Origin of the sequence: Blautia difficilis, assembly GCF_014297245.1 — a bacterium.
GTDB classification, from domain to species: Bacteria; Bacillota; Clostridia; order Lachnospirales; family Lachnospiraceae; genus Blautia_A; species Blautia_A difficilis.
Map to the genome: position 1 here is coordinate 25,107 of NZ_JACOQG010000026.1, position 14,418 is coordinate 39,524.

The 14,418-nt window shown below is 38.2% G+C and carries 11 protein-coding genes; all 11 read right to left on the reverse strand.

Going from position 1 to position 14,418, the window contains the following annotated elements; all coding sequences use genetic code 11:
- Positions 1–285: 285 nt before the first annotated feature.
- Positions 286–1,860 carry a response regulator transcription factor gene (locus tag H8Z82_RS13500; protein WP_186995390.1) on the reverse strand — a complete coding sequence of 525 codons (1,575 nt, stop codon included), beginning with the start codon at positions 1,858–1,860 and terminating at the stop codon, positions 286–288.
- On the reverse strand, positions 1,838–3,484 hold the full coding sequence (locus H8Z82_RS13505) for a sensor histidine kinase (RefSeq protein WP_243176483.1): 1,647 nt from the start codon (positions 3,482–3,484) through the stop codon (positions 1,838–1,840). Before H8Z82_RS13505 ends, H8Z82_RS13500 begins: the two co-directional genes overlap by 23 nt.
- Positions 3,485–3,688: 204 nt before the next feature.
- Positions 3,689–4,537 (reverse strand): MBL fold metallo-hydrolase, encoded by an 849-nt coding sequence (locus H8Z82_RS13510; protein ID WP_022380412.1) that lies wholly within the window; start codon positions 4,535–4,537, stop codon positions 3,689–3,691.
- A 20-nt stretch (positions 4,538–4,557) separates the two neighbouring features.
- Positions 4,558–5,388 (reverse strand): carbohydrate ABC transporter permease, encoded by an 831-nt coding sequence (locus H8Z82_RS13515; protein ID WP_330607974.1) that lies wholly within the window; start codon positions 5,386–5,388, stop codon positions 4,558–4,560.
- 1 nt (position 5,389) lies between these two features.
- On the reverse strand, positions 5,390–6,274 hold the full coding sequence (locus tag H8Z82_RS13520) for a carbohydrate ABC transporter permease (protein WP_119254027.1): 885 nt from the start codon (positions 6,272–6,274) through the stop codon (positions 5,390–5,392).
- Between the two features lie 87 nt (positions 6,275–6,361).
- Positions 6,362–7,621 carry an ABC transporter substrate-binding protein gene (locus H8Z82_RS13525; RefSeq protein ID WP_186995391.1) on the reverse strand — a complete coding sequence of 420 codons (1,260 nt, stop codon included), beginning with the start codon at positions 7,619–7,621 and terminating at the stop codon, positions 6,362–6,364.
- Positions 7,622–7,883: 262 nt separating this feature from the next.
- Positions 7,884–11,030, reverse strand: a complete 3,147-nt coding sequence (locus tag H8Z82_RS13530) for a response regulator (RefSeq protein WP_207724678.1) — start codon at positions 11,028–11,030, stop codon at positions 7,884–7,886.
- A complete protein-coding gene (locus H8Z82_RS13535) occupies positions 11,011–11,568 on the reverse strand; it encodes a phosphatase PAP2 family protein (RefSeq protein ID WP_019160356.1) in 558 nt (185 codons plus the stop codon). Before H8Z82_RS13535 ends, H8Z82_RS13530 begins: the two co-directional genes overlap by 20 nt.
- Positions 11,569–11,687: 119 nt before the next feature.
- Positions 11,688–12,602: a 4Fe-4S binding protein gene (locus H8Z82_RS13540; protein WP_330607975.1), complete on the reverse strand. Its 915-nt coding sequence runs from the start codon at positions 12,600–12,602 to the stop codon at positions 11,688–11,690.
- A complete protein-coding gene (locus H8Z82_RS13545; RefSeq protein ID WP_186995392.1) occupies positions 12,603–12,767 on the reverse strand; it encodes a CD1871A family CXXC motif-containing protein in 165 nt (54 codons plus the stop codon).
- A gap of 3 nt (positions 12,768–12,770) precedes the next feature.
- Positions 12,771–13,967, reverse strand: coding sequence for a TlpA family protein disulfide reductase (locus H8Z82_RS13550; RefSeq protein ID WP_186995393.1), 1,197 nt, complete (start codon positions 13,965–13,967; stop codon positions 12,771–12,773).
- Between the last annotated feature and the right edge of the window lie 451 nt (positions 13,968–14,418).

A 14,418-nucleotide genomic window follows, 5' to 3' on the forward strand; every position in this document is an offset into this window, starting at 1 on the left:
TGAATTGTCAAGGTGCTCCAGCTACTGAAAAGTAGTCGGGGATTTTTTTCTATCATACCTAAAAACTAAGCGCTTACCTTATTGCTTTTCGCAATCACGCAGTGTGCTTACTTGATTTAATAAAAAAATAAATGCAACCTCTATATCTCTTTTTTTCCTGCTTACAGATATAGGGACTGCATTTGCCTTTACATTTATTTGTATGTAGCGTTGCAAGATTGCCATTATAGAGTCGACTGTCCTTATACTTATAAAATACTGTATAAAGTTGCAACATAGTAATATTTAGAAATAAGTTGTAATTTTCCGATACTCTGCCGGTGTCATATTCATCTGACCAGTAAAAACCCGGGTAAAATATTGTAGATTGGGATATCCTACCTGTTCTGCTATCTGAGTAATCTTTAAATTAGAGGAACGTAATAATTTTTTTGCCTCCTCCAAGCGCAGTTCTACAAGAATTTCAGAAAATTTTCTTCCGGTAGCCTGTTTGATAAAACGACTGATATACGAGGGATTTCTGTTTACATGTTCTGAAACATTTGTCAGACCGATTGGTTGTGAAAAGTTATCATTCAGATATTTATAAATTTGCTGGATTAGCTGATCCTGGTCATTATTATGCATACTTTGAATATTATCTGCAATATACTCCAGCCAATACTTCATATAGTCTGCTTTTGTCTTTCTTTCCGATTGTACATGAATCTGCTGCTCAAACGATTCCGTAATCTTATCTTTGCTTTCCTTATCCAATGGAATTCCTGAAAGAAATAAAAATATATTGGCACCTATCAACTCCATGATATTGTTAAAATATTTCTCTGTCTCTTTCTCTGTCTCATCGATGATCTTCTGCATCTGTTCGAGTATTTTTTTCTTATTACCAGAGCGAAGATATCTGATCAGTTCTGTAATTGCTTCTGTAACATCGAAAAAGTCATTTTCCCTGTATTCCATCGGTAAATCCTGATATGAAAGCAGCTGCATACATCCTGTATCTTTTCCGTATTCCAGACATTTCAACACTTCCTTTTTCATCTGTTGGATATCAGACAGATTTTCAGAATAATGACTGACAGCTATCATACAATCCATTGGCTGCAACTGGGCCAGTTCTCTTCTGATCAGCTCTAATTTACTGCAGAATTTCCACAGTATTTTTTCTTCTGTTGGCCAGATCATATAAAAGATACCACCATGTTCCAATGCCAGTATCTCTTTAAATTTTTTCAGAAAGAATTCATGGATTATATAACTATAATAGCTCTCTTCTTCCAAAGGCATACGATTCCTGTCATATGTAACAGCCACCACCCTATATCCGTTTATTGCAATCCGCAGCTTCTGCTTTTGCAGTTCCATCTGTTTTTCTGAAAAAATTACAGGTTGAAAAAAGAGTTTTTCCACAAATTGTTGTCTGATCAGCTCCTGATTTTTGACAAAATAATCCTGGAAAATCTGATACATTTCCGTATGTTTTTGTTCTGCATGAAATGCACTAATCGCTCGATTTATGCACTTGATTGCTTCCTGTTCATCTACGGGCTTTAAAAGATAGTCAAAAACTTTATACTCTATTCCATATCTGGCATATTCAAACTCTGCATATCCAGTCAGAAAAACAATTTTTGCTCCATAATCCATTTGATTAATCTGCTTTGCCAACTCGATTCCAGTGATGCCCGGCATACGAATATCTGTCAAAATAACCCCAGGTTTTTCCTGTTCAATATAATCCAATGCCGTCTGTGCATCTGCAAAAGCACAAACCGTATGCATACCCCGTAATCCCGTTTCCATGATTCTTTTTAATTTGTCTGATATCAATGGTTCATCATCTATAATTACCACTTTCATATCCTTTTTCCCCCTTTGTTTTGGGAATACAGATGGTTACTGCTGTCCCCGATGGCTTTACACGTTCCACAGTCAAACCATATTCTTTTCCATACAGCAGCAAAAGTCTTTGCTGAATATTAAAGATACCAATGTGTTCCTTCTCTTTCAGTATTCCATTTTCTCTTATTTCTTCCAACTGTCTGATAATAGTTTCCGGCATCCCATTTCCATTATCTTTTACAGTAATATAAATTGCATCTTCCGTTTCCTTCCCGGTTACTGCTATCATTCCTGTTTCTTTCAATTCTGAAACCCCATGGACAATTGCATTTTCCAAAAGTGGCTGTATCATCAGCTTTGGAATGTAATATTCATATAATTGTTCCGGTATTTCTACCAGACAGATAATATGTTCCTGAAAGCGCATTTTCTGAATATACAAATATTGATTTACATACTTTAATTCTTCTTCAATCTTTAAAAACTGCGCCCCTTTAATGGACATTCTCATAATGCTTCCAAGAGACGTTACCGTCTTTTTAACTTCCGCAGTCTTCCCCATATCAGCAAGACTATTAATACAGTCTAATGTATTATATAGAAAGTGTGGGTTAATCTGAGCCTGAAGAGATTCAATCTGGGCATCTTTCATTAACAACTGTTGTTTATATACCTGCTGAATCAGCAAATCAATTCTTTCCAACATCGCATTATAAACATTTGCCAATTCTCTAAATTCGTCATTGGAATCAACCTCAACATACGCATTGGAATTTATCTCTGTAGTCTGGCGTAATTTTACAATAAATTTCTGAATCTGTTCTGCAATTTTAGCCGCAGTTATGAATAATGCAATTGCAATAATTGAAATTGCAGCCAAAATCATCAACATCTCTTTGAAGAAAATTTTATGTACACTCTTAAAAAGCAGATTTTTATCCAAAATTCCTACAAGGCTACACCCATCATATTGAAGATTATATCTGATAATTTTATAATTTCCGGATGGTTCTTTCAAAATGGTTTTACATTTATCATCAGGTAAATTTGAACCATTGACCAGGATATTATTTTCCGAATCCAATATGAGAATAGCGTTCACATCTCTATCCTCTCCTGTCTGTATAATTTTTTCCATACCCGTTTTATCAATATCCATCATCAGAAATCCGATTTTTTCATCACTTTTTTCTATTTGGGGAACGGAGATATTTCTTGCAAAAGTAATCATATTTTTCCGCACGGGATTTATACGAAGCACCGGCTTTCCATGCTTTTCTTCTGCTGCTTCTTTCAGTATTTCTGCAAAATCATTTGTCTGTTCTATTGTATTATAATAAATTGCATTATTAATATATAATTCGTTAAACTTATTATAAATACACACATTCATTAACGCATCCTGATTATTTGTAATAAGAGATCCTATCTGATAAGAAATCATATCAGTCAGTTTTTCCTGCTCTTCAATGCTTAATACACTCTGACGGGTATTTAAATATTCCTGCACTTCATCTGTATAATATAAAAATTTTATGGTAGCCTGATTATAATTATCTAATAATGTATTAACCAGCTTCTTTTTTTCCATAACATTTTGTTCTGTCTGATCATATACCATCTGCTTCATCTGATCAAACATAATAACTGTAGTACTATAAAAAATAAAAAAATACCCTAAAACAACAAATGGGAGACAGGAAATAAGTAATTTATTTCGAATCGTTAATTTTCCATAAAACTTATATAATCGTCCTTTTTTTCCTTCATCTCTTTTTAGTACCTCTCTTACAAACAGGAATCCCCGATATAGCGCATACATCATGCGTCTATACCGGAGATTGATTCAGCAGATTCTATCTTCTGTATATAACACAGAAGCTAAAGCCTTTTGGTAAAAATACACTTCGCTCTTTGTCATACCACACTCTTCTTTTTCTCCAAGCAAATGCTTTTCTAATATTTCCTGAATACAGGCAATCTGGTCATCTATATAGATGCTTCCGATCGGTCGGAGATAATGACCCGGAAAAATAAGTTCATATGAATTTCTTAATTGAGCTAATTTTTTCAATGATTCCAGATATGTACTCATTGTATCAGAAAACGTATCAAACATCAATACTGGCGTACTTACAACAGTATCTCCGGAAAATAGCAATCTGTATTTTCTGTCTAATAAACAAATTCCATCCTTAGTATGTCCTGGTGTATCCAAAACCTCCAAATCTCTATTTCCAAGATGGAAAACAAATCCTTCTTCTATTCCTTTCATCTCAAAGTCACCCATAATTGATGCATCAAATTCCAGGCTTGCTTCATAATTGTATTCTGGACGGGCTTCCTGTGAACGGAAAAATTCCTTACGTGACTGCAGATTATTCTGTTCCTGAATAACCGGGATTGCTTTTTTATGTGCATAAACCATTGAAAAGCGCCCATTTCCACCCACATGATCATAATGATGATGCGTATTTACTACATCATAAGGCAGATGAGTCATTGTTTCTACTACTGACCGTATATTTCCTATTCCAATACCAGTATCAATCAATAGGGCTCTTTCCGTTCCAATAATCAAATACATAATATCTATACCAAACTCATCAATTGCCCATACATCCCTTGATACCTGCTGAAGTGTAAAACCGTTTATCTTTTTTATGTTCATATTATCTTCATAAAATGTACTCATCTTTACTTCTCCTGTCTTTTTTATTTTACTGCACCCGCTGTTAAACCGCTTGTAATATGTTTCTGTCCTACAATATAAATAATTATAATTGGTATCATACTTACAACTAATCCTGCAATCAAAAGATTCCATTGAGCATTAGTAGAAGATTTAAACATATATAAATTGACTGTAATTGTACGAAGGTTCACATCACTGATCATAATACTTGGAAGTAACAAATCATTCCATGTCCAAAGGAAAAACAAAATGCCAATTGTCACTGTTGTGGATTTTACCAGTGGCAAAATAATCTGCACCATTGTTCTGAAAGGTCCCGCACCATCAATTGCAGCAGCTTCTTCCAACTCTCTTGGCATACTCTTCAGAAAACCAACATATGTCATAACACCAAATGATGTATAAAACCCACTATAAAATATAATCAGTCCTAAATGCGTATTAGTCAGTCCCAGTTTTGTAGATAACATAGAAATTGCAATCATAACTGCATGAAATGGAATAATCTGTCCTACTACAAACAATGTGTATAATTTGTCACCTGTCTTTTGAGGAAGATGTGAAATTCCATATGCACTCATAAAAGACACGGCACTGGCAACTATAACAGTACATACCGTCACAAACAGCGTATTGCGAAATACTGTCCAAAAGTTCATAATCCGCATTGCTTCAGAAAAATTTTCCAGATATAAACTTTTTGGAAATGAGATAAATGAGGTTAATATATCATTATTCGGTTTAAACGCATTCATGATAATAAGAAAAACTGGAAGTATAAAGATAATTCCAAGGCACAGCCACAAAATACTTTTTAAAACTACTGTTTTATTCATTCCTTCTTTTTCCACTTTACATCTGTACCTCCCTTTTTCTAGTAATCTTAAGCTGAATCAATGCAATAATACCTACCAGTAAAAACAGTATTATAGATTTTGCAGAGCCATATCCCATTTTAAACGAACCAAATGCATCATTATATATGTTCAGTGCAATTGTCTGTGTACTATTTGCCGGACCTCCACCAGTCAGTGATAACGGAATGTCAAATGCTTTGAAAGCTCCTGCAATTGATACAAAGAGATTAATTGTAATTGTCGGCATTAACAATGGCAATTGGATATAAATAATTTTCTTAATTCCTGTACATCCATCCAGAACAGCTGCTTCCAACACATCTTTTTGTATTGTCTGCAATCCTGTAATATATAACATCATAAGAAAACCGGTAGACTGCCATGTTGTTACTAAAATAACTGTAAAAGCCGCAGTACCTGCATTTCCAAACCAGCTGATATTAGCCAATGCATCTATATGCAAAATTTTGGCCAGATTTGGAATGGCTCCTGTAAAAATAAAAGACCATACAAAAGAAACCATTACACCACTGATAATATTAGGAATAAAAAACAAAGAACGTATTACGCCTTTACACCGTACATTTGAATCTAAAAAATATGCTATTACAAAGCCGATCAAATTTGACATTAAAATTGATATTACCGCTAGAATTAAAGTAAATACCACAGAATGAATAAATGTCTCGTCTCCAAGAAGCTTAGTGTAATTTCCCAGACCGACAAAATCTTTATTTCCTTTTATTAAATTCCAATTATAAAAAGACGCCGGAAGTGTTCCTAAAAGCAATGGACCTGCAAGCGCAAGAACGTATAATAACATCGACGGAATCGTAAGGCCAAAATAAAACCATTTATTTTTTTTACAACAATCCAACATAAAATCATCTTCCTTTCTGATAACAAAAGCTTCTGCAACATTTCTGCAGAAGCTTCTGTTACCACTTATACATTTCCCGATTTTACTTTACTCAAGAAGCTCTGAAAACTTCGAATCTAACTGATCTAAAGTAGTGTCCATATCCGTTGTTCCGGCAAAATATCCCTGAATTACCGGCCCAATCATATCGCCAGCGCCTGACTCAAGCTGTGAGTATACCCATGGTCTTGTCTGGTTATTTGACATATAATTTTTATAATCTTCGAAATACTGATATTCTGTTGACATTGTAAAATCCATTGCAGGTGGTGCTGCGCCCATCGAATCAGCACTATAATGCATCCATCCATTTTCATCTGTGTTATCACTCAGATAATTCAGAACCTCACGCACTGCATCCAGATGTGGAGTATTCTGATTTACTGCAATACAAATTCCTACATCTACATCAAGTTTTGCATCTTCCTCATTTTCTGTAAGTGGTACTCCAAACAGACCAACCTGTAAATCCGGATTAATACTTTGTGCATTCAGAAGAGAAAATTCTCCGGTCACAATCATAGCAGCTTCACCTGATGCAAATGCATTAAATCCTGATGTGGAATCTGCATCCATATAATTTCCACCGGAATTTTCTTTCATCATATCCATAAAATCAAATTCAAGTGAAGAATTATCATTCCTGAAACTTCCTTTTCCTGCATTCATATCTGCAACCCATGACTCATAGTCTCCAACTGCGGCTCCCTGCAGACAGCTAAATAAATGATTCAATGTCCATGCATCTTTATAGGTAGCCGCAAATGGTGTAATACCACTTGCCTGAAGTTTTTCACATACTTCTTTCATTTGTGAGAATGTTTTCGGTACTTCTGTAATTCCGGCCTTTTCAAATAACTCCTGATTATAATAAACTCCCAGCATTTCCAGAGCCATTGGATACGCATAAATTTTTCCATCATAGCTACATGCATCTTTTACAGAATCATAAATCTTTGTTGCAAATCCTTCCTCGCTCAAATCCACAATTCTGTCTGTTGCTGCAAACTGCTGCACCTGTGCATATGGATTCAGGAAAAACATATCCGGAAGATCATTAGATGCCACCTTTGCTCCAAGATATTGGCTATAATCTCCTGATTGCATTTCAACTACAAAATTAATTTTATCCTGGCGCTTATTAAATTCATCTGCACCTTTCTGAAAATTATCTGCTGCTCCAGAAGACCACACCGCTAATTTAACGGTTTCTTTTTCGTCTGAATCCGCTTTTACAACTGTTGCTCCACTAATCATGACTGTCCCCATAGCGACTGTCATCATCAGGCTAATCATCTTTTTCCTCATAAAAACTCCTTTCTTTTACCTGCTTTGTCCTTTTGTCATTTTAGAAGTACTTCTTTTGTTAACAATATAATAACAACCCCTGCTTTCTTTTTCCATACGTCAAATTATGACAAAACATATACATTTTTTTACCTTTCCAAACGGAAAAAGACGCAAGCCATATTTTTATGTCTCACGCCTTTCTCTACTCATATTTTCGTCATCCGGACTTTTAACTCTGCTTCTGATAATTTACTGATGACAACAGACCTTGCAGATAACATTACTTTCCGCAACACTCCACAATGGTCTTCTCCACATCCTCTATCTGAAATGGTTTTGCCAGATGTGCGGTCATGCCGGCTGCAAGACATCTTTTTGCATCTTCCTCAAATGCATTTGCAGTCATTGCAATGATCGGAATTGTTTTTGCATCCGCCCTGTCCATGGCACGTATGGCTTTTGTTGCTGCAATCCCATCCATAACAGGCATCATGACATCCATCAATATGGCATCAAAGGTTCCCGGAGGATTACTTTCGAAGTGCTCCACTGCCTGTCTGCCGTTTTTTGCAACTGTAACCTTGGCACCGTCATCTGTCAGCAGCATTTCTACGATTTCTGCATTAAGCTCATTGTCCTCAGCTGCCAGCAGATGCAATCCACGAATATCATATTTCTCTGCAATTTCCTTATCCTTTTTCTGTTCCTGGGCAATCTCAAAGGGAATGGCAATGACAAACACAGATCCAACTCCCACCTGACTTGTCACTTCAATACTTCCATTCATCTGCTCAATCAAGCCTTTAGTGATCGCCATTCCCAGACCGGTTCCCTGATAAACACTCCGGGCATCTGTTTTTTCCTGTGAGAACGGATCAAAAATATGACTCAGGAACTCCGGACTCATCCCTATACCTGTATCAGAAATCGTCCATCTGTATGTACAGATTCCATCATGTACATCTGCAGCCTCCATTACTGTAGTGATCTTTCCTCCCGGCCGGTTATACTTAATACAGTTTCCATAGATATTCAGAAAAATCTGGCGAAGATACAGTGAGCTTCCATAGACATAAGGATAAGGAATATCCTCCTTATTTTTCTCATAAATCCACTGAATATCCTCATCTGCTGCCCTGTGAGTGATAATGCTCTCAATCTCATAGACCAGATCTTTGAGACAGATATATTCATGAGTCAGAACAATATGACCTTCCTCTATTTTACTCATCTGCAAAACATCATTGATAAGGGAAAGCAAATAATCCGCTGCTATCTTCATCTTTTTATGATTTTCCTGTATCAGTGCCTTATCCTCAAAATGGGTCTCATCAATCTTTAACAGACCAATAATACCATTCAAAGGTGTTCTGATATCATGGCTCATACGGCTGAGGAACTTGGTTTTTGCCCTGCTCTCGGCACGCATCTCATTGAATGCAGCCTGAAGACGTGCCTGTTCCTGTTCATCCCGTTCATGTCTCTGTGTGGTATCCTGCAGCAGAATGATTGCATAGATCATAGGGACCTCAGCAAGGATTTCTGTATCAAACACTACCATCCTGGTCATAAGCACTGTTTTCTGTACCCAGCGGATACTTCCATCGTCTTCGCGGGCACAATATTCCACAGACATATTTGTTTCTCCGTTCTCAAATCTCTTACGAAGCTTTTCGCAATTATCTGTCATACAGTAACCGGCAATTGTTTCCTGGGTGATTCTTTTCTCATATTCCCAGCAGTAATCCTGATAAGAGTACGGAAGCGGATAATCCATAAAAAGCTCCCTGCTCTTCTGTTCTTTTCCATTCAGTACGATTCTTCTTTCCAGAACATCCTTTGTCAGATTTACTGTATAGATCACATCTGATAATTCCAGAAGTGCATCCACATAGCTGTCATTTTCCAGGATTGACTGTTTCAGCTGTTCATAATAAAGCTGCAGCTGCTCTTTTGCACCTGTCTGGCCTTCAGAAGTCTTTCGGATGGTTTCAAATGCCAGAAGAAAATGATGCAGCTTTTTGTCCTCATCCCAGTCCACCGGAATCAGTGTCAGGCGGTTATATGCCCCCTGTTTTCCGATATTATACTCATATTCCAGCACATCTTTCTTCGCATGCATCTTCTTTTGAAGCTCCGAAATCTGCAGCCCTTCACGGATATCTGCCTGACAGGAACTTTCAACCTGTTCCTCTATGATCTGTTCCACTGCTCCGGAATATGCACCGTCAGAAGCCAGGAAAAAATTCTCGCTGGAACGAATCGCCCGATAGGTATCCATCCTGGCATCACAGTACAGACAGTCTGAGAAATTACTACCGTGCTGATTAAGCAGTTTTAACAGCTGATATCCCTGATTCTTTTCTGCTGCAGCCTCTTCCCGTTTCACATGATTCTTATTGATATACATGTTTTTGTCTGCGCAGTTAAACAGTTCTCTCATTGTACTTCCGGGAAAATCGCCGGCCAGTGCAAATCCCACCGCATAGCTTAAGGGAGTATCCGGATACACTCTGGATTCCTCTGCCATATCTCTGCGCACCTTTTCAAGGCACTGTGTCATCTGTTCCCTGTCCAGTCCATGGGTAACTGCAAGAAACTCATCTCCACCTGCTCTTCCCACAAACTGCTCAGCCGGCATGGAATCCCGCAGGCAGATAGCAAATCTACGGATATAGGCATCACCGGCTTCATGTCCTCTGCTGTCATTAATACGCCGGAGATTATTAAGATCAAAACTGCAGACACCGGTATCTGCATCCGGTTCTTCCTCACTCAGTAATTCTTCACATTTATTTTTGTTCGGAAGTCCTGTCGCATCATCCAGATATACCTTTCGCTGCAACAGACGGTTCATTGCAGCATATTGTATCGCTTTGATAAACTCATATCCGATCAGCAGCATCAATACAACAATATCTGCTGTGATATATTTTTCAAGCAATGATAAAGATGTGGCTTTTTTCTGCGAATATTTTTCAGCCAGACCTGTTGCTTCATCACAGATTACAAAGAAATCCTCACTTCTGGATATAATATCTGTTTTTTCATACCCTTCAGACCGCCCTAAACAGATTTCTTTATACAGATCAGAAAATCCCTCGTCCAGTTCCTGCATTTTATTCTGAAAATCCGTATCATTCAGATATACCAGATTCAGTTTCGTATTTCCATTGCGCAGACCATCAATGAAAGACTTTACTTCCTGAATCATTGCATCGTCCTGTTCCCCGGCGACCTCCAGCTTGATGATCCTCTGTGTCTCTCCACGGACTAAACCGGTATAATTTACAACACGGGCTGTTCCCTGAATGTCAGAGACAATCACCATCATTATAATAATAAGGATAGCCAGAATGACTGCCAGAACACCAATACTGACCTGAATAATACCGGATTTCTTTTTCTTATTCTTCACTTCGGACATGGCCCTCCCCTTCTTGTTTTATTCTGTAAAAAATGGCCTGGATGAACCGATATCCCAGATATCCTGATATAGCGCCTGCCAGGGCTCCGCCAAGAACATCTGTGGGATAATGCACATACAAATACAATCTTGATATTCCTATCAGACAGGCAAGAACCAGAACCGGTTTCCACAGCTTCTTTTCTCCTGCCAGATATAAAGCAGTTACTGAAGCAAATGCCGCTGCTGTATGTCCTGACGGAAAAGAATAATCATGAAGTCTGGATACCAGAAGCTGCACTCCTGTATTTACATCATAAGGTCTTGTCCTTGCAACCAGATTTTTTAATATTACATTGCAAAGTAATAAATCTATTATCAAAGCAGCTGCCATAACTGCACCTGTTTTTCTCATTTTAGGAATCAGAAGAAATACTATCGTCATCACGATCCATATAATCCCTGCATTCCCCAAGCTCGTAATAAACACCATCAATTTGTCCAGAAACGGCGTGTGTAGAGTCTGAAACCAGTCCAAAATATTTAATTCAATGCTCATATCTTTTCTCCCATTCTTTCAGCATATGCATTATTTTACCCTACTTTTTCCTGTATGCCTACTCAAATTTGAATGTATTTATTTATAAACAGGCAAAAAAACACCTGACAGACTACTTTTTATAATCTGTCAGGTGTTTTTCTGATTCCACACTGGATTGCACCTGTCGGACAGGCCTTCTTGCATCTGCCACAACGGATACATTCCGGACTATTAGAGTTTTCCACAGGGTCTACGATCATCTGGCATGCTTTTGCACATTTTCCGCATTTTATACACTTATCCTTATCCACTCTGTATTTATACAGAGAGACAGGATTAAAGACGGAATAAAGTGCTCCCAGTGGACAGATATATTTGCAGAACGGACGGTAGATTAAAATGGAAAGAATAATCGTTATAATCAGGATCACATTCTTCCATATGTACAGCCAGCCCAGTGCACTGCGCATGGATTTATTCAGAAGTACCAGCGGCAGTCCGCCCTCCAGTGTTCCTGCCGGGCAGATCAGTTTGCAGAAATAGGGTGCACCCTGTCCCATAATATCCACCAGGAACAATGGAAGAAGGATCACAAACACTGCAAAAATCACATATTTCAACTTGCGAAGCAGTTTATCTCCCTTGAATGTACGAATTTTCTTAGGAAATGGAATCTTATTCAACAAATCCTGAATCAATCCGAAGGGGCAGAGAAAACCGCAGATCAGTCTTCCCACCATAGCTCCGATGAAGATAAGAAATCCCACCACATAATAAGCCATCTTGAAATTCCAGCTCCCTATCACAGCCTGAAGAGAACCGATAGGACAGGCGCCTACAGCACCGGGGCAGGAATAGCAGTTCAGGCCCGGAACACAGGCATTTTTTAGTTTGCCTGTGTAAATTTTGCCTGTAACAAAGCCGGTAACATGACTGTTTGTAATGAACGCCCACAGTGCCTGGATTCCGTGTCGGGGCCACTCATTGATCTTCATATTTTTTGTATTTTGTTTCTTATTACTTTTGTTATCACTGTTCTTTTTATTACTCATTTATCCAATTCCCACACATTCCATACAGATGTTAATGGCTTTTGTAAACACCACTGCCAGCTCTCCGCGGGAAATCCCATATCCCATAAAGCAGGCTCCCACAAGCATAAGAATCAACGCCGGCCATTTACTGTTCCATATTTTGCTGGTTTTCAATTTATTCATTTTTTATTTTCCCTCTGTGACATTCGCCAGCTCTTTTTCCACAATTTCTTTCCACTCGTCCAGGCTGTGGCTTCCGGAGTAAGTCTCGCCTACAATATTTCCATTTTTGTCAACAAAGAATGTTTCCGGGAAAGCGGAGATTCCATTGAGACGTCCGTTCATCATTCCGGAATCCGGGATCAGGAATGGATAGGATGCCTTTGTTTTCTCCTGAATTACCTGAGCCTTTTTCACTGCTTCCTCATCCTGTTTTCCACCACTGCCTATTGTATCCCGTGTAACGCCTACTACTCCCACACCTTTATCCTTCATCTCCTGATAAAGCTTCTCCAGATCAGGAATCTCATTAATACATGGAGAACACCAGGTAGTAAAAACATTTACCATAGTCAGATCGTATTTGCTGAAGATATCCTGTGTATAGGTTTTTCCGTCAACTCCTGTTGTTTCAAATTTGCCTACATTTGTTCCTTCAGCTGCATCTGTACTGTCAGAAGTATCCTGCGGCTGGTCAAATGCAGAAAGCATCTGGAACGGGGTCATTTCTGTAAGTGTTACTTCAATCCCCTCCACATCCTTTAGCAGGTCTGCATCTGCATCCTTGTTTGTGCTGAGATAATATTTATATTTGCCGTCACTGCTGGTGCCCAGTTCTTTATGCTCTGTGCATCCGGTAATCGTATCCAGATCTTTCTGGGATTCCTCGTCATACATTCCGATCACACCTACTCTGCTGAGACTTTTCAGCCAGTCGTCATATCCGGTGCCCATCTTGTCCACCTCTGCATCCTTCTGCTCGTCTGTCAGGGTACACCAGCTGGCTGTGGCATATGTGACTGCCTCTGCATTGTCATCCCATCTCTCATCTGTAAACATGGAAATATTCTTCTTCTCCATCTGCTCTTTCAGGTCTTTGGAAATCCCTAATTTCATTCCAAGGAATGGATATTCATAAGTATCCTGTGCAGGCTGAGCAATCTCTGAGGGTTTGAAGGATTCAGCAATCAGACCCTCGGAAGCTGCCACACTGCCATCTTCTGCTGCCTGAACATCCTTACCATCCGTCTGGACTACACCTGCTTCATCTGCTGGCACTGCAAGAGCCTCCCCTGCATGTACAGTTACAATACCTCCCATAGATGTCACACTTAATACACTTGCTGCAAAAATCGCCATTAATCTCATTCTTCTGTTTTTCATTGTAAGTAAACTCCCTTCATTTTTTACTGTTATGATTTTTATATTACTTTTAATTATTTTCCTGTGTCTGTCTGCAGATCTGGATTTTATCCCCGCATAACAGGCATCGTTTTATTGATATGCACACATTATAGCATCTGAGAAATAAAATCTGTGTTAAGAAAATAACTTTTTTCGAATTTTATTTTGTAATCAATCCCGAACAAATCTGAAACGTAGTCTGGCAGATATTCGCAATCCGCTTCGCTACATGGATCTACACCGAATAACTGCTCCGCAGTTTGATGCGGTTAAAAAACTTTATAATCAGATATTTTAATATGAAATCGTTTTCTTTTTTATACGAATTTTATACTTCGTGTGCTATGATAAAATTGATAATATGTCAGAATCAAAAATCCTATCGTACAAACACTGACTATCTTCTAACCTTTTGATTCTGATATTATAA